The following is a 17,835-nucleotide window of genomic DNA, read 5'->3' as shown; positions in this document are numbered from 1 at the left end:
TTTACCTCAGTTCTTTGTTGGCAACTGGCTTTTTATTCAAACAAGTTAGGTTTTTCTTCATCATTATTTTCTATTTCCAAATATCTAATTAAAGGTCTTTTTTCTTTAATAGTTCCATCTTTTGCAAGTCTGTCAATATACCCTTTGATAGTACAGTTTGTAAAAAGGGTTTGTTTTTCATTTTTTATATTTCCCTCATACGGTATACAAGTAAGAGTGTGTTTTTCGTATTCGAAACCTAATGTATTAGTTTTTTCATTTCCTCTTGATAAATGACCTTCTAATTCAACGTACATTCCGTGTTTCAATTCTGGGAATAAAATATCATCTTCTTCTTTTTCTTCAAAGAAAAGTGATTTTTGGCCATAGTTTATTTTTGCTGGTGTTCCTGTATCATCGTTATCGCCTTTATATTTTTCACTAAAGTCTATTTCTAATTCCCTTTCCTCTTCAATTTGTTTTGTTAGTTTATCTAAAAGTTTCTCAGGTACTTTAGTGTATAACTTTAAGTATTCTAATGGAACAAAAAGTAATTCTCCATTTTCATTAGGAATACCAATCATTTGAATTCCTTCTTTTAATTCAATTTTTGCGTCTGGAAATTTCTTTACTTTCTTTTTTTTGAGATGCTTAATGATTTCAATAGTCCATTTTATTCCTTTAACAATCTTTTTTGTTATGTCTTTAGAGGTAACATCCTTAAAGTCATTTTTTGCGACAGTATGTAAAGCTGTCATTCCATATGCACCAGCAAGAGTTCCGATTGCCGTTAAAATTCCAATTGATAGGTCAGGAGGTAGGATTGCCATCCAACTGCCTTTTTCTACTCGAATTGGAATCTCAATATCTAACTTTGAGATTTCTTTGTTTTCTTGAATAAGGAAAAAACGTATGACTTCATCAATTCCGATGAGTATTTCAGCTGATTTGCGAGCATCTAAAAAACCATCTTCGACAAGCTTTCCTTCGTATTTTATATGTGCTAAATATTCACTCATAGTTTTTCAGCTTGTTGCCAACGGTTTTGTGTATGGTTAGTTGCGTGTTTCAGCAACTAATTTAGTAAACAAATACGAACCCGAGAAAATTCCGAAGGAATTTTCCAAATAAGCACTTGCCAAAGCAATTAATTATACACGTTGTTGGCAAATCGTTTTTATATTGTCTTTTCAATTAGTTTTTTAATAAAAAAATCAGTCACAATAATATTCCGCTTGTGATACATTTTTTTCCTTTTCTCGGTAGTTTGGTCTTCTGGTTTTAGTTTTGCTCTTAAATCCACTTTATATTCAGTTGGTTTAGTTCGAGAATACGCAAAATTCCAAGATTTTAATTCATTTACGAACTCGGTTCCATATTTCGGTAAAAATTCATTTTCAGAGATTCCTTTTATCAAATTCCGAGTAGTTTTTTTGTCCGATTCTATTGGGAATATTTTTCCGTTTTCCGATTTCAGAATTACAATATTCTTTTCAGAGTCAATTTCAACAATTGAGTGTGGTTTCCAAGAGAATATTTCGGCTTGAGAAACACCTAATTCCTTATGAACTTTTGCTTTCGCTTGATTCCAAGTTGTTCCGCTTTTTAAAACAGACCTAAATAATATGTCGAGAATTTTAATCAAATGTTTGCCAACGTTTATGTATAAGAATAGTTGCGGATTTGTATGCGAGGATTTTCCGAAGGAAAATCAGACGTTACAAACACGCAACGACCTTTGATTAAGCACTAAACCGCAATTATTTTTATACGGTGTTGTACACCGTTTTTTATTCAATTATTTCTTTATTATTGTTTTCAAAAATCCAAACTCCTATCACTATTGTTAGCGAATATATCAAAACCCAAATTGTTTGTTCAGACCATCTTGTAATAAATCCGCTATCAACGATGAAAAATGTAATCCAAACCGATAGAAAGCTATAAATTGATAATATAATCTTCTCGTTTATGGTTGAGTATTTATTTTTCAAAAACCTTTTAATTAACCAAAATATTGCCATTGCAGGAATTGACGAAAGAAAGCCGATAATAATCATTACAAATATTATTTCGTAAGAATTTAATATGCTCGTAAAACTCGAATCATTTATAATAGCACCTAATATTAATGCTAATAAAAGAGGCGAAACGATTATCGTAAATAACCAAATTTTGATAACATATCTCATATATTATTCAGCTGGTATTTTATACTTTCCTTCCACTAATTCCCAATTATTTTTCTTTCGGTCAAACACAAATCTCATATCAGGAACGTAGCCATTTGTTCCGCCACAGTCTAATGCAAAATCCGCTTTTTTAAATTTCAGTCCATTGTTGAAATGAATTTGCCGCTTTCCAGTAACATTTACAATTCCAAAATTCACGTCAACTGTATCAGTTCCAATTATTTTGTGAGTCAGACGCAAAACCCGAATTGTCTTTTTTTCTTTAATTGACAAATCAACTAGTTCCTCGTTGGTCAAGAATTTGTATCGGTCAGATACGTTCAGTTTGGAAATCCTTTTCCCGTTTTCATTCAGTTCGATATATTTCCAACCACTCGATAGTAAAAGGTCAAATCTGCTATTTAATGCTTGAACATAGATGCTATCCAATTGGCTTGGTTTAATCGAATTCAGTTCCATTTCTTGTCCAAATGACAAAAATCCGATAAAGGTCAATATGATTACAAATGTTTTTCTCAAATGGTGTACAACGGTCTTGTGTATGAAACGTAGCGTATAAATAAACGCTAACTTTTCGGATTTAGCACGAGCCGAATTTTTTATTTTTCTTTTATAAATATAACCAAATAAAAAATTTGGCGTACTTTGTAAACATACAAAAACCTCTCGGAAAGCCTATAATAGCTATGTTTTATACACGTTGTTGTGTGTAGTGTTTTCACGTTCTGATTGGTTTTCCAATGTTTGTTATTTAGTTCAAATGTGAGCGTTGGCAAGACATACTCTTTTGCAATTTTTGGCGTAGCGTTGGCTGTAGCGAATTGCGAATGTGTATGGCTTTGTGCGTTGGCTTTTCATATTACTTTAATTCTCTTATTGGTTCAAACAGTTTCATAATCGATTCCTCAATTCCGTCCTCAATATGTTTGGCTAGAATCAATTCCGCTTCCATATTCACATAACATTTTCCATTCAAAGATTTGAAGTTATCCGACACAATAGATTCATAGTCTTTAGATGTTGTGAGTTTACATTTATAGAATTCAAATTCACAGCATTTTGAATCATTGAAAAAATCAATAAAGTGTTTTCTAAAGTCTCTCTTAACTTCCTCTCTGAATTTTTGAGTTTTTATTGTATTGAAATTGGTATATGCTTTTAATACAAATAAGAAATTGATTTTATATTGATGAACAAATAAAGTATCTCTATCAAATAATCGCTTCTTATAATGATATGATTTTACTGGTAATGGTTTTGTCTTTTCTATTAAACTTTCATCAAAATTCTCTTCATTTTCTATATAGCCATAAATGAAAAAGTTAGGTGTAATGTTATAACCTTCCGTAAGTTCATCTCTATATCTAATCCCTGTTTTATAAGGTTTGTTTTTGTCCATGTTAAGTAGGTCAATATTAAATTGAATTACATTTTTAGCATAAGTAAATTGCTTGTATTTTGATAAATTGCCAGCTTCACTATTTGATTTGTAATATTTTGAATCTCCAATGTAAAAGATATTACTTGTGTCTATTAAAGATTTATAGTCATAAATATGGTCAATGATTTTACCATCATCATTTTTTTTCAAATCATTTAGCGACACATTATTAACTTCCGTACTATTTAACTCGTCAGAAAATAATTTGTCAATCATATCCTCAAAAACTAAATTGTAATTATTTACAGATAGAAAATCTTCTCTCTTACTTTTAGAACTACTTTTATCAGTTTGGGTAAAGTATATCTCACATAAAGCATACATTCTTTTCAAAGTGTCATTAAAATATCGATACTTGATTTTCTTTAGCTTCGTGAGTCCATTTACTTGAAGGTTTTTGAATGAATTACCTTTTATAATTTTAAAAGATTTTTCTATCCTTAAATTAAGGTTATGGTCTTGGTTGAAATTTTCAAGAATAGAAAAGAAGTATGTTAATAATTCTTCTTCTGTATTTATAGTTTTCTTTTTGTTTCTAATTGAAACGTAAACAGGTGAATTGTTGGAAGTAAAAATAGGTAAAGACTTTCTAATGGTTTTTTCCCATTTAGGTTTTTTTGCCTGATTTGAATTATACTCGATGTGTTTATATAGAATATGGTTCTTATTTTTTTTGTAAAAATTCACAAAAGACAAAAGCAAATCTAGATATGAGTATTCTTGGTCTCCAAGATTTGTGTTTAGCTCAAAACGCTCTGTTTTATTAACTATTTGCGAATCTGTAATTCTCTTTCTATATTCTAAAAGGCTATTGTAAAAATACAAAGATGATTGCCGAATCCAATTGTATTGTAAATTGTGTTTAATGTTTTTTATAGAATCTAAATCCAATAATTCGTCTTTTGTTTTACCAAAAACAGAATTGATATCATCAGTCATAAATACTTTTGGCAACATATAAACCAGTTCATTTTTTTCAAACGAATGATAATAGCCAACAGATATTATTTTGCCTTCTAAACCATTTTGAGTGTAAAATTTAGGATCGTCAAAAATATTTTGAAGAGTTGTAATTGGATAATATGCTCCTTCGATTAGAATTTTCATCTAATCTTCTTTTTCAGGTGTATTTAAACCAATCTTTTCAAGTATTTTTAATACTTTTTCTTTTCCATTTGTTGCAATAGGGAAGAAGTCTTCATAAAAAGTATTCTCTTCAAATATATGGTCGTCTTCATCTTTGAAAACATCATTCCATAAATAGAAAATTGCTTTATTGATAAACTCTTCAAGTGTAATGCTATTGTCTTTAGCTTTTATGAAATAATTACCAATACATTTGTCCATTCCTAAATTGGGGTTTTCTTTGATTATTGTATTTACTTTTTCAATAAATTCTAGCCAAGAGAATGATATTGAATCTGAAACAACAACTTGATAATTTGATGATGGGTTTTCTTCTGATTTTTCATAGTTTATAGGTATGTATTCCCAATCCCATCTTCTCTTAAATGCACTATCCATTGGAAATAGCGATTGGTCAGAAGTATTCATTGTTGCTAAAATGTTAAGATTCGATGGTAATTTCATTTTACCATTTTCAATACCTTTTATTCCATCAACAGAGGTAAGTTCTTTTACCAAATATTGTTTTAATTCATTAGATGGCGTAATACTATAGTTAGAGTTTCTATCCAATAATTGAAATATATCGCCAAAGATTTCAGCACAATTTCCTCTATTAATTTCCTCAATCACTAAATAATATTCATTGTCTTTATTGTTCCAAGCATCTACATAAATATTTGTAAATGTTTGAGGTACAAATTTGTATTTAATTTCTTCTTTTCCAGATTCAGCATCTATCTCTGTAATTGGTTTAAAACCACCAATAAATGAGGCATAATCATATTCTGGATGAAAAGTTACTCTTTCAGTTCTTTCTTCTTTGCCTTTTAAAAGCTCGTTTACTTTATGTGATTTACCTGTTCCTGGTGCTCCATAATAGATTTTGTTTAAAATCGTAACATCATCTACGTTAATTTCTTCTTCTGTTTCTACTATTTTAATTTCAATAGATTTTGGATTCAAGTCTAAATAGTTTGATACTCTTTTCTGATAATTGTCGAATTGAGTTGCTAGACTTGGGTTTTTAAGCTCAACATTGCTACTAGAGATTTTTAAATATGGATGGATGTCTTTTGATATAGATGATTTTAAATTACGTAAAGTACCTTTTATTTCTTTAGTTCCTCCAATATCAACTGATGTATTTGTGGTGTCAAAAGAATTGTAGATGCCTTCTTGCTGAAAGATGATTTCAGTTGAATTATTCCAAGTTTTAAAAAGTGTCTCTTCTGTAAAAACAGATAAGGTTTTTGTTAATTTTTGCTCAATATTAGCTGAAGTAGTAGGCGTGTTGTTATTTGTTAGCCAACTGTATATTAATTCTTTTCCTGTATTTGTAATATCTCCATTCTCGTTTGAAATTACATTTTTTAGAATATCCATATTTGTGGTAAAGAACAATTCTTTTGGAAATCTAACACCACCAGTTCTTTCTCCACTTGAGGAATCTGTTCCTAAAATATTTATTTTAGCGATTTTCCAAAATAATTGAAGTGGAACTTGAAGTGGTTCAATTTGCATTTCTACTAAAGGATTGGCAGATGCCAATGAGTCAATTTCTGTTGCATTATAACCAGTTATTCCATTAAAAAAAGCTTTTAAAGAAGTTATTAAACTTGGTTTTAGAATAATAGTGTTTCCGCTTTTATCAGAATAGTCTAAATAGTCTTTTTCTTCGTTTACTAAATAAAGAGCTAAAACAATAGCCAATAACCCTTTTGGGTTTGGCAACGATGAACCAACAGCCAGTTTTGGGTCTATTGATTCTCTTTCTGTTAATTGATTTGGTAAGTTCATTTATTATAATCGTTTAATATTATTGTAGCAATTTCTTTAGCTAATAAAGGCGGAACTGCGTTGCCAACTTGTTTCATTTGTGATGTTTTTGTACCATAGAAAATAAAGGAATCCGAAAATGATTGAATTCGTGCAGCCTCTCGAACTGTTAAACATCTATTTAATATTGGATGAGTAAATAAGCCAGAAGAAGGCGTGTCAAAACGAGTTGTAATTGTTGAAGCAATTCCATCTTCTAACAATCTAGACCAAGTTCCGCTGTAAATAGATTTGGTTCTATGCTCTTTCGGTAAAACCTCTCTTCCTTTTCCTTTTGGTATAAGTTCCAAACGCTCTAAAGCTACTTTAGAATGATTTGTTGCGAAATGATTGAAAATTCCTTTTGAATTCTTTCTTAACATTTTTTGATAATCTGAATTAGTGGGTTTTTCGTATTCAAAAAACTCGCAACCTTCTCCAGACGCAATAAATGGCAAATCGTAGATTGCCTCTTTTATTGTAGTTTTTTTCTTTTTAGGCTTTGGAAATTCGAGTAGAGTTCCATTTTTAGAACCAACAAAAAAAGCACGTTTTCTATTTTGAGGAACGCCAAAATCGGAAGCATTAAGCGTTTTTGCGTTTACTGCATAACCTAGTTCTTCAAATCCTGTTATTATCTCTTCCTTAAAAAATCCGTCTGCTGTCGTTAGGACGTTCGGAACATTTTCTAGAACAAAATATTTAGGTTGAAAAACAGCAACTGCATCAATAAACTTTTTAAACATAAAATTTCTGTCGTCATTTATGCTTAATCTTTTTCCTTTCTGCGAAAAACCTTGACAAGGTGGTCCACCAACAATAACGTCTATACTTTTATGTTTCTCTTTGAGTTTGCTTAAATCTATTTGCGAAATATCTTCATCATAAACAGTAGTTTTAGGATGGTTTAATTTGTAAGAATGTGCAATATCTTTGATGTATTCAATAGCAAACTCTATTTCAAATCCTTTTGAAATAAAACCTTGCGACAAGCCACCAACGCCAGCAAATAAATCAACAACTTTTAATTTATTCATTTAGCATTCTTGTTTTTGATAATTCATAATATTCTTTGTCCAAGTCAATACCAATAAACTTTCTATCCATTTTTCTTGAACAAACTCCTGTTGTTCCACTTCCCATAAATGGGTCTAAAACAACATCATTTTTGTTTGATAAATGTTTAATAAAATGAGAAATTATTTTCGTTGGTTTTTGTGTTGGATGCTTTCCGAATTTTTTCTCTTTTGCTGTGGTCAAAGATGTTTCGATGAAGTCGTGTACCATTTTTCCATTATTATTAAATGTTCCAGAAGTGTCGTTATTTACGAAATAAACCCAAGCTTCTGTTGAGTTTACAAAATGGATATTCATATTTCTGGGCATTGGATTTGTTTTGTGCCAAATACCTGTTGTCTTATAATAGAATTTATATTTTGATGCAATTTTTATAATTGTTTCAATTTTTATTAAAGACATAAAAAGTAACAAAGAACCACTTTTCTTTAAAACTCTACTACTTTCTTGAAAAAAGACTTCCATTTCCTTTTCCCAATCGTCTTGTGATAAATTGTCCCAACCAGCATATGCAAATTGATTTTCACGCATTTTCACAAGATTTGTGTTGCGTTTGTGCATAAAATTCCCAAGGTTATATGGTGGGTCAGTTAATATTAAATCAACTGTGTTTGTATCTATGAATTTCAAATAATCTACGCAATTTCCATTTCCTAGAAGTGTATTTTTTCCAATAGATTCAAATTCTATTTTTTTACTTTCCGAAATTATTTTAAAGTTATCTTCTAAATTATTTTCTTCTGTGTAAGAAAATAAATCGAGTTGTGGCTCTGAAACGCAATGTAATTCGGGTGTTTCAATTAATTCTTTATACATTGGTTTTACTCTTTAATAATTCTGTTACGTCAACCGAAAGTATTTCAGCTATTTTATATAAATCTTCGATACTCGGTTGTCTCCTGTTCTGAACGTAAGAATTTACCATATTATAGCTTTTTCCTAATTGTTCGGATAACCAAATTTGTTTAATTCCTTTCTGTTCTAAAACCTCCTTTATTCGGTTCATTTTCGAATTCTTTAATTCAGTCCACTAAAATAAACAAGTTTTTCGATTATCTCACTAAATGAGTAGAAATATCATCATTCGGATTTTGTGTGAGGTGGGAAAAGGCAAGCTCTTTTATTTTTTCGAGCGTTGGAATTGAGCGTTTGCAAAAAAATAAATGTGCTTGACTGTGCGTTGGCTTTTTTAGCTCAAATGTTCAATTTTAGCACGATTTTTTGCATTACACACAACGGCTTCGGCTAAGGTTAGTACGGGATTAATTTAGCATTTAATTTCGGATTAAGTGATTAGCCAAAACTTTTTATTTTGTTTTAATTTTTCATTTTAAAAGCCAAATCAAAAGATTTGGCGGACTTTATACACTAAACTTTTGATTAAGTTCTAAAACCCGTATTAATTTTAGCCATTGTTGTGCTTAGTTATTATTTCCGCTTCTGTTATCTTAATCCCAGTTATCTCTTCCTCAATTAATTTATTTTTTAATCGTTCACTTATAAATTCTCCAGGTATGATTTTTTGAAAATTAATTAAATCATTTTTTGGGAAACTATCTTTGAAAACTAGTTTCGAAATCCGTGTATTTTCTTCAAATGTTAAAGACTTATCTATTCGGTGATAAAAGTCAATGGATTTTAGTTGTAATTTTCCCAGAACTCTAAATTTGGATGAATTGAATATTTCAAATTCTGATTTTTCATAATCAATGTGTCTATTGGAAGGAGCAAAATTTAACCAAAAATACTCAAGCTCTATGTTTTTATGAGTAGTTGGAATTTTATGAATTCTATGAGCTGGTATTGAAAATTCTAAAAGAATATCTCTTAGTTTTTTGTCAATTATTAATCCTTTTCCGATAGGTGATTTATCCAACAAGTTGGTTTGAATAGCTTTAGAGTTAATTTCTATTTTTCCTTTTTCGATAAAGTTTTGGTCATAATTAGGTTTTTCCTCAAACACAGTTGTTCCGTTAATTATTTTTGTTTGTGGATAGAAACAAATATCATCTAATTCAGTCGAGTTATTTAAGTAATAATATTTCATTTTTCTAATTAAGCACAACGGTCTAGTATATGAAACGTAGCGTGTAAATAAACACTAATTTTTCATATTTAGCACGAGCCGAATTTTTATTTTTTCTATTTATCTTTAATTTTATAAATATACAAAAATAAAAAATTGGCGGACTCAATAAATAAGCAAAAACCTTTCGGAAAGCCTGTAATAGCTATGTTTTATATACATTGTTGTGCATAGTGCTTTTCACGTTCAGCTTGGTTTTCCGATGTTTGTTATTTTGTTCAAAAGTGAGCGTTGGCAAGACATACTCTTTTACAGTTTGGGTGAAGCGTGGTCGATGCGACTGGAAATGTGTATGGCTTTGAGCGTTGGCAATGCTATCTTTTTAGTTTAAATCCATCTTCTGACTTTTTCCGCGTATTTTATATATTCATTTCCAAATTCACGTTTTAAAAATTCTTCCTCTAATCTTATTTGTGTATTCACGCTTAACGTAGATAATGAGGTTATAAGTAAAGTAAATGCATTGGGAATTACAAGAAATAACCCAATATTCGCAATCATTATTCCTAAAAAAATTGGGTTTCTTGAAATTGAAAACATTCCATTTGTTACTAATTTAGTTTTATTTTCTTCATCAATCCCAATTCTCCAAGAAGTTGACATTTGGCTTTGGGAAATCCAAACTACAATTAAGGATAAAAACAAAAGTGCCCATCCAATCTTTTGTAAAATAGGATATTTTAAATACCAAAACGAGAGTAAATATTCATACCACTCATTTTTAAAAGCATAGATTCCAACAACAATAAGCTCAAAGATTGTGATAAATGTAAAAACCTTACCATTATAATCGTGAGCATTATCTGTCTTTTTAAACGTTAGCGGATTTATTCCTGTTTTTCTCCAAAGTAAAATAGACCTTAATACAAATACCAATAAAAAATATAGTATCATATAAGTAAATAATAACATAATTTCTAATTTACTACAAAAGTGCTCTAAATACGAATGCAATGAAAGTGCAATTACTGACCATTACATTTATCACAAACTCCTTTTACAACCAAGTTTACGTTTTCTGAAACGAAACCATCTGGCACTTTAATTTGTGGAATTTTATGCTCGGTTAAACAAATAGTTTCGTTACAGTTGTTACAATGAAAATGTAAATGCAAATCCCTTTCAATTTCGCAATTACAACCCTTTTCACACAAAGCATATTTTGTAATCCCCGTTCCATCGTCTATTTGATGTACAATATCTTTTTCCTCAAATGTTTTTACTGTTCTATACAATGTGGTTCTATCTGCTTTCTCAAAAGCATTTTCTATATCGCTTAATGTAACAGCAATTTGCTTTTCTGCAAGGAACTTGTAGATTAACAAACGCATTGCTGTTACACGAATATTTTTAGATTCTAATAATTCTTCTATTGTTTGCATAATTAATCGTGGTCTTCGTTTCCAAATGGTTTAATTATTATTCCTATGCTAAAAATAAAACCATCTGTTGGTGCATATATTTCGGGAAATTCTGGATTTTCGTGTGGTGGCAAAACTAAAGGCGAAAATCTGCTCTGTCGTCTGTCTGTAAAATTTTCAAAATTTATAAAAGCACTTCCGAATTTGAAGTTACGCATTAATAGTAAACCCATTGTTACAAAGTCAGTTGTTTCAGTTCCATTTGATAAAAATTGTTTTCCTGTATAATATGTTTCATAACCTATTCTCCATTTTTTGGATTCGTACATTAAAACGCTTCCTGCGTTATGTTTTGCCGTGAGTGGTTTTTGCGGATTTCCAGCCAAATAGTTCAATTTTGTATCTATTAGCGCATAATTTAAAAACCATCGAAAGTCTTTGTATGTAAACTTTATGTTTGTTTCTGCTCCTTTACTTAAAATTTCGTCGGTTGCATTTTCAAATGCAAACAATCCATTATCTGTATTATTTAATAGCAAACCGTTGTTTATTGCAGAAACGTAAAAAAGCTGATTAATTGAAAAACCTATATTCTCGAATAGACGAGTTTTATAATTAAAATCAAGATTTAAACCATAAGAGCGTTCTGCTTTTAAGTTTGATTTATCTATACCAAGTACATTTTCGAAATTTATAATTTCTGCCTCTTCTGTGAAAATATCAGGTATTTTGTAACCTAAACCACCACCAATTCTACTTGAAAATCCACCGTCATTTTTATACAATAATGAAACTCTTGGAAGTGGAAAAAATCCAAAATCCGTGTTGTAATCTACTCTTAATCCAGTTTCTAAAATCCAATTATCAGAAAGATCATAAATATTGTTTGCAAACATTCCATAAGTTATATCTATTTGGTCACGTTGTAAAGTTGAGTTATCATTCTCATCAAAATTTGAAGTATATAAGTTTGCTCCAAAAATCCAATCAGCTTTTGAAGTTGCTTTTTGATAGCTAACTTCTGTAAACGTGTTGATTTGTTTACCGTCAAAATTAAAATCTGGAATAGTAAGGTTTCTATCGAAAAAGGAAACACTGTTTTTTATATTTAGAGAACTTGTCGAGTCAATTTGCGTATTGTAAACAGCTTGACTGCTCAATCTTTTTGAAATATTTTCTTCTGTATATTGATGAATTCCATTTTCTCCCCTTTCAATTTTTGTGATGTCTCCACCAATTCTGTCATCATAAGTTCCATTTAAACCAAACCAAAACGTCGTTTTTTCTGATGGATAATAAAAGAATTTTGGGTTGAATGAAATTGATGTTGTTTTTGGTAAATTACTAAAACCATCATTTTCTGGGTCGTAAGCTTTTTGATAATGACCAGAGCCATAAAGCGAAACTCCAAATTTATCATTTCGTTTGCTGTAAAATACATTTGCTGTACTTCCCAATGCTTGTGTTTGGGTAAGCATAATATCTAAAGCTGGTTCTTCGTCTGGAGTTTTTGAAACCATATTTACTAAACCTGCAATTGCTCCACCACCATAAAGTGTTGATGAACTTCCTTTTATAATTTCAAATTGTTGTAGGTCTAAAGGCGGAATTTGTAAAATACTCAAACCACTTGAAAAACCTCCATAAAGAGGAAATCCATCTCTTAAAAGTTGAGTGTAACGTCCATCAAGTCCTTGAATTCTAATATTGGTACTTCCACTACTTAAAGAAGTTTGTTGCATTTGAATTCCCGTACTTTCACGAAGTACCATCGAAATATTTGTTGGGTTCATAATGGCTTTTTCGCCCAATTCTTCTGCTCCAATGAATTCTATTCTTGTTGGGATTTTCTTTACGGTTCTTGTACTTCTTGTTGATTGTATAACAATTTCGTCTAATTCATTTTCACTTGATTTAAGTTTAAAAGAAAATATTTTTTTGATTCCAATATCAATCGTAGTTTCTACAGGTTCAAAACCTATATATGTAATTTTTATGATTTGATTTCCATTTTGAATTTCAGAAAACGTAGCAATTCCATCAAAGTTGGTTACAGCTCCTTTTTCTAGTTCTTTAAAATATATTGTAGCACCTAATAAAGGTTCATTATCGGTTTCTGAAATTACTTTTATTTGTATATCAGATGTTTGTGCTTTAGCAAAAAAGCACAGGGTAATTGTGAGCATTATGCTCAATGTGTATTTATTCATTGAATATTGTAAAAATTAATTAACTAATGTATTTGACCTTTTGTCTATCATTTAGCTAATTAATTGTGGCGGTTGCCAAATATTTGAAAGAAAATTAAACTTGTAGATTGATTGATAAACAGATTGAATTTCTGTAGAAATTGGGTTATTAATACCTAATTCAAATGTTTGAAGTGGTTGATGTGTAATTGCCATTCCACAACAATTACAAATACAAGTTATTGGACAAGTATCATCACTATCATTTTTATGATTGTGTTCAGCAGTTATTTCGTCTTGGTGTTTGTCTTCGGAATTATTTCCATCAGAACAAGGTATTATTGACAAACCAAGAATTAATAATGATAATATGATAGTTAGAAATTTCATTGACACAAAGATAAATAAATTCCAATGCAATGGTGTTGCAAAGTTTTTTCTTAGTTCTGTTTTGTGTTCCGTTTTTGAGCGTTGGCTAAAAACAGCTCTTTTATTTTTTAAGCTTAGGCTTTAGGTGGCTGGAAAAAATAAATGTGCTGTTTGTGCGGTTGGCTTTTTTTATTTCAAATGTTCAATTTTAGCACGATTTCCGCATTATGCACAACGGTTTTGTATAAGATTAGTTGCGTTGTTTCAGCACCTAATTTAGCAAATACAAACCGAATAGAAAATCCGCGAGGATTTTCGTAAGTAGGCTTGTACTAGCAATTAATTTTATACGGTGTTGTACAACGTTTTTTATCATTTTAGAAAATCAATAAATAAACAAAATAGCCAAAAACACTTAATGTAGAGATGATTGCAAGTAAAGAAAATAAGGTTGGTCTTGTTTCTTTGTTTTCTGCAAACTTTATGAATTCATCCAACCCAAGTTCATCAACAGAAGCTTCTTTTCGGCTTTTTTCCATCATTAGGTATTCTAAAAATATAAGGAAAATTAGATTAATTAGTGGAATCATAATTACCTTTATGTTTATGTCATCGTAGATTCTGGAAAGCGCAAAATATCCACCTATTAGAATATTATTAAAAGTGAATAGTTTGTCATTTATTCTGTTGAAGTGGCTCAAAATATTTTTGACAGCATCTTCCTTTATTTTGTCGATTTTCTTTTCAAATTCTTCTACTTCCATAATTTTAAGTAAGATTTAGTTATCCAATCCAAATTCGCAGTTGTTCACTCGGAATTTCTTTTTCGAATAGTCTTGTTATTAATAAATTCGAAGGTCTTACTTTCAAATCCTTTTGGTTTTTGAATTCAATAAAATAAACTCCTCGCTTTGGTATGTCAAGTGACATTATCTTTTTAGCTCTTTCTCCAAATTCATAAGATTGAATTCTCCAATTCGTGACTTTCGGTGTAATTACTTTTCCGTTTTCTTTATTCTTTAATTCAATTGAAAATTTACCAACAGAAACACTCCAACCTCCAAGAACTTTTATACTGTAAATTCCGACTGGTAATTCAATTGCCTTATTGGAATCATAAATGCTAATTGGGAATCTCATTTCTGCATACCTCAAATCAGTTTTTATTATTTCAATTTCTTTCGGGACTTCACTTCTACGAAGAAAACCTAAAATCTTTTTGTCAGGTGTTAGTTGGTCATAACTACTTTTGATATATGGTCTTGCTCCATCAGATGGTTCAAATTCAGTTTGCAAATAATCGATTTCTTCTTTATCCAATTCACGCACTGTTCCGTCATTCTCAACATAAACAAATTCAAATTTTTCCTGTTCTAACTTCAATTTTCGGTGTTTTCTCTAAATGTTGTACAACGGTCTCGTATAACCGTCAGTTACGGGTTTTAAGTTAATTATTTTTCGGGTTGGCACAGAACTCCCAATTGCGAGTGGATTCGGACGTAGTCGAATCCGCCGTAATTGCGGTTATACATTGTTGGCATTTCGTTGTTTTTATTCGGGCTTGCTTTTTTTATTTCGTTCGATAATTATAGTTCCGATTAACGCAACTCCAATTAGAACTCCACTTAAAGAATCCATTAATTCTCCAGTTCTATATGCTCCATAAATTCCAGCAAGTATAGATGCTATTCCAATTCCGATTACTAAATATTCTGTTTGTTTTCTCATTCCTTATTTTGTTTTTTTCGTTTGGGTTAATTCGGTCGATATTTTGTTCCGAAATTTTTTTCAATTCCGATTTAGTCAGCAATTCCGCAACTTGTTAAATTCCGCATTCAATTCGTGTTGTGCTTTTCAATTCAGTTTCCGATTCCGAAAACGAGCTAAAAGTCAAATATTATATTTTTAATCACTCATAATTGTCATTTTTACGGTTCTGCTCAATGAATGCCAACGGTCTTGTGTATGGTTAGTTGCGTGTTTAAGCAACTAATTTAGTAAACAAAAACGAACGCGAGAAAATTCCGAAGGAATTTTCCAAATAAGCAACGACCAAAGCAATTAATTATACACGTTGTTGTAACCAGTTATTTATTGTTCAGTTTTTGTTTAAATTCCAATATTTCAGACAAATAAATTTCGTTAAGAAACTCATTGTATACATCATCTCTTTTGTAATGAATACTATTTTCTGCCTTTAAAATATTTTCTTTTACTTTTTCTATTTGCCCAAGTTTTTGGTAGGCTTTTGCCATTCCAAAATAGGATTCAGGAACATTTTCAGTCTGTTTTAAAGCTCTTTGAAATTCTGTAATCGCTTTTTCGTAATTACCCAGTTGGTATTCACAAAGTCCGAGATAAACGAAACTATGAATATCAGCCCAATCCTCTTTTTGGTTTTTGATATTGCGATTAAAAAAATCAATCGCTTTTTTATATTCTTTTTTTCCGAAATAACATTCTCCTCTCAAAAAGTCAATATCTTCTCCCCAAGGCGCATCTACAAAATTTGGTGTTAGACTGTCAAGTTGGTCAAAATCTTCGAGAGCTTTGTAATAGTCTCTCATTTTCCTCAAGCGTATCCAACCTCTGTAACCTAAATGTAATTTTGGGTCGAGTTCTACTGCTTTATTTAAATATTTGAATCCATTTTCAAAATCTCCAGCTTTGTTTAAATGGACAGAGTATTCCATATATTCATCACTGTCTTGCGATTCAAAATTTTCAATTCGTTGGGATAATTCTTTAGATTTCTCAATCCTATTTTCGTTCCAAAAATAGAGGTAGATTCCAAAACCTATTGCAATGACTAAAATAGCACCAACTATGTAACCAAATATTTTAAAAAATTTCTTCAATCCGTCCGTTTTTAATTTTTAGCCTGATTAGGTTGTACGTTTTATAATCTTTATCTCTTTTCCAATTCGTAAGTCCTTTGGCAATTTGTTCTAATTCTTTAACTAATTGTCCATTATTAAATTCAGTACTTTTATAATTCTCGTCAATTTGGAATGTTTCAATATCGCAAAGGTTTCCTATTTTCGAAATATTTAACCTCAATGTTATAAATCCATTTTTTGGTTCAATTTCGGTTAATTGAATTTCTTTGAAGGCTTTTCTTAAAGTCGGACTTTCGCCTTCAATTCTGCTGTTTGTTCCATTCCACCAGTAAGGCACAATGCTATCATCACAATCATTGCTTTCTTGCGAAAAAGATTGAATTGAGAAAAGCAATATTGATAGGACGAGAATTTTTTTCATAATTGGTTACAACGGTTACGTATATGGAAAGTTGCGTGTTTGAGTGCGAGGATTTTCCGAAGGAAAATCAGATGCAAGCAAACAAAGCAACTTACATTGGTTAAGCACAAAATAGCAATTTTTTATATACAATGTTAGCACCAGTACTTATTCAGATGTTGAACTTTTCAAAGGGTTTTCTTTATCTATTTTTTGTAAAGCATCTTTTGGTGTTATAAAATCTAGACATACACTCATAATCACAATTGAAAAAAGTATAACTAAACCACTAATCATAAAATTTTCGTGTCGCTGGTGTATTAAAATAGTTATATAACAAATAAGAGCTAGCAGAATTACAATCGAAATCTTTTCAATAGTGTCAGATACATCGATTGTCCACACGCAAATATTTATAATCAAAAAAAATGCAATTGAAATGAATAATCCAATATTATGAAATTTTTTATTAGTAATACTCGGTGTTGCTTTTAAATACTTGCCTATATCAAGACCTTGATTGTCAACTAAATCTTTTATTTCCTCTGGTGTTCCCTCAATATCTCCGATTCTCATAAATTCTTTTTTTGAGGGTGAATTAATTTTTCTACATCTTTTTTAACCTGTTCTATGTTCCATTCGGTCTTATTGTCGTCTTTAATAATTATAATTCGACCTTCCTCCATTATTAAGTTTGTTCCAGAAAATTTAAATCCAGCTAAGTTTCCGCCAAATGCGTGTTGATTTATTCTCTTTAGAGAGTCGGTTACAGAATTTTCCTTTTTACGAAATTCATCTTTTATTGGTGACGTTTTTTGGAATTTCAATTCTACAATCGCTCCATCATTTGCAGGATAAATGATTGATTTGAAATTTATGTCTTTCCTGAGGTAAGGCGAAATAAATCTCCGAAAGTTGTTCAAATACAATTGAATTGTTTCTTTGTTCATTGTTTTTT

General features: G+C 30.4%; 20 protein-coding genes. All 20 read right to left on the bottom strand.

The window, feature by feature from the left end:
• Positions 1-32 precede the first annotated feature (32 nt).
• On the bottom strand, positions 33-998 hold the full coding sequence (locus BFJ87_RS13065; RefSeq protein ID WP_077405374.1) for a hypothetical protein: 966 nt from the start codon (positions 996-998) through the stop codon (positions 33-35).
• Between the two features lie 158 nt (positions 999-1,156).
• The gene (locus tag BFJ87_RS13060) at positions 1,157-1,624 is read right to left on the bottom strand and encodes a hypothetical protein (protein WP_077405371.1); all 468 of its coding nucleotides are present in this window, start codon (positions 1,622-1,624) and stop codon (positions 1,157-1,159) included.
• 550 nt (positions 1,625-2,174) lie between these two features.
• On the bottom strand, positions 2,175-2,690 hold the full coding sequence (locus BFJ87_RS13050; protein ID WP_171974513.1) for a hypothetical protein: 516 nt from the start codon (positions 2,688-2,690) through the stop codon (positions 2,175-2,177).
• A 340-nt stretch (positions 2,691-3,030) separates the two neighbouring features.
• Entirely contained in the window at positions 3,031-4,719 is a 1,689-nt protein-coding gene (locus tag BFJ87_RS13045) for a hypothetical protein (RefSeq protein ID WP_077405365.1), read from the bottom strand.
• Positions 4,720-6,537, bottom strand: a complete 1,818-nt coding sequence (locus BFJ87_RS13040; RefSeq protein WP_077405363.1) for an McrB family protein — start codon at positions 6,535-6,537, stop codon at positions 4,720-4,722.
• Positions 6,534-7,592, bottom strand: a complete 1,059-nt coding sequence (locus BFJ87_RS13035; RefSeq protein WP_077405361.1) for a DNA cytosine methyltransferase — start codon at positions 7,590-7,592, stop codon at positions 6,534-6,536. Before BFJ87_RS13035 ends, BFJ87_RS13040 begins: the two co-directional genes overlap by 4 nt.
• Complete coding sequence (locus tag BFJ87_RS13030; RefSeq protein WP_077405359.1) at positions 7,585-8,448, bottom strand: DNA-methyltransferase; 864 nt, start codon at positions 8,446-8,448, stop codon at positions 7,585-7,587. The genes BFJ87_RS13035 and BFJ87_RS13030 overlap by 8 nt, the downstream gene beginning before the upstream one ends.
• Positions 8,441-8,638 (bottom strand): helix-turn-helix domain-containing protein, encoded by a 198-nt coding sequence (locus BFJ87_RS13025; RefSeq protein ID WP_011708788.1) that lies wholly within the window; start codon positions 8,636-8,638, stop codon positions 8,441-8,443. Before BFJ87_RS13025 ends, BFJ87_RS13030 begins: the two co-directional genes overlap by 8 nt.
• A 399-nt stretch (positions 8,639-9,037) precedes the next feature.
• Positions 9,038-9,679 carry a hypothetical protein gene (locus tag BFJ87_RS13020; protein WP_077405357.1) on the bottom strand — a complete coding sequence of 214 codons (642 nt, stop codon included), beginning with the start codon at positions 9,677-9,679 and terminating at the stop codon, positions 9,038-9,040.
• A gap of 366 nt (positions 9,680-10,045) precedes the next feature.
• Positions 10,046-10,630 carry a methyltransferase family protein gene (locus BFJ87_RS13015; protein WP_077405355.1) on the bottom strand — a complete coding sequence of 195 codons (585 nt, stop codon included), beginning with the start codon at positions 10,628-10,630 and terminating at the stop codon, positions 10,046-10,048.
• Positions 10,631-10,683: 53 nt separating this feature from the next.
• Positions 10,684-11,100: a Fur family transcriptional regulator gene (locus tag BFJ87_RS13010; protein ID WP_077405353.1), complete on the bottom strand. Its 417-nt coding sequence runs from the start codon at positions 11,098-11,100 to the stop codon at positions 10,684-10,686.
• Positions 11,101-11,102: 2 nt separating this feature from the next.
• Positions 11,103-13,289, bottom strand: a complete 2,187-nt coding sequence (locus BFJ87_RS13005; protein WP_077405351.1) for a TonB-dependent receptor — start codon at positions 13,287-13,289, stop codon at positions 11,103-11,105.
• A gap of 51 nt (positions 13,290-13,340) precedes the next feature.
• Entirely contained in the window at positions 13,341-13,658 is a 318-nt protein-coding gene (locus BFJ87_RS13000; RefSeq protein WP_077405349.1) for a DUF6660 family protein, read from the bottom strand.
• 356 nt (positions 13,659-14,014) lie between these two features.
• The gene (locus BFJ87_RS12995; protein WP_077405347.1) at positions 14,015-14,401 is read right to left on the bottom strand and encodes a hypothetical protein; all 387 of its coding nucleotides are present in this window, start codon (positions 14,399-14,401) and stop codon (positions 14,015-14,017) included.
• Positions 14,402-14,420: 19 nt separating this feature from the next.
• Positions 14,421-15,020, bottom strand: coding sequence for a hypothetical protein (locus BFJ87_RS12990; protein ID WP_077405344.1), 600 nt, complete (start codon positions 15,018-15,020; stop codon positions 14,421-14,423).
• A 168-nt stretch (positions 15,021-15,188) separates the two neighbouring features.
• Positions 15,189-15,365, bottom strand: a complete 177-nt coding sequence (locus BFJ87_RS16910; RefSeq protein ID WP_171974512.1) for a hypothetical protein — start codon at positions 15,363-15,365, stop codon at positions 15,189-15,191.
• 359 nt (positions 15,366-15,724) lie between these two features.
• On the bottom strand, positions 15,725-16,495 hold the full coding sequence (locus tag BFJ87_RS12985) for a tetratricopeptide repeat protein (RefSeq protein ID WP_077405341.1): 771 nt from the start codon (positions 16,493-16,495) through the stop codon (positions 15,725-15,727).
• Positions 16,479-16,898, bottom strand: coding sequence for a hypothetical protein (locus tag BFJ87_RS12980; RefSeq protein WP_077405338.1), 420 nt, complete (start codon positions 16,896-16,898; stop codon positions 16,479-16,481). Before BFJ87_RS12980 ends, BFJ87_RS12985 begins: the two co-directional genes overlap by 17 nt.
• 147 nt (positions 16,899-17,045) lie before the next feature.
• Positions 17,046-17,453 carry a hypothetical protein gene (locus tag BFJ87_RS12975; protein WP_077405335.1) on the bottom strand — a complete coding sequence of 136 codons (408 nt, stop codon included), beginning with the start codon at positions 17,451-17,453 and terminating at the stop codon, positions 17,046-17,048.
• Positions 17,450-17,835: hypothetical protein (locus BFJ87_RS12970; RefSeq protein ID WP_216352847.1), on the bottom strand; the 386-nt coding region annotated here is incomplete at its 5' end. The genes BFJ87_RS12970 and BFJ87_RS12975, both read right to left, overlap by 4 nt.

This window comes from Cellulophaga omnivescoria (assembly GCF_001999725.1).
Taxonomy (GTDB): domain Bacteria; phylum Bacteroidota; class Bacteroidia; order Flavobacteriales; family Flavobacteriaceae; genus Cellulophaga; species Cellulophaga omnivescoria.
Note: the sequence above shows the minus strand (reverse complement) of the source record. Positions and strands in the feature narration are given on the sequence as shown.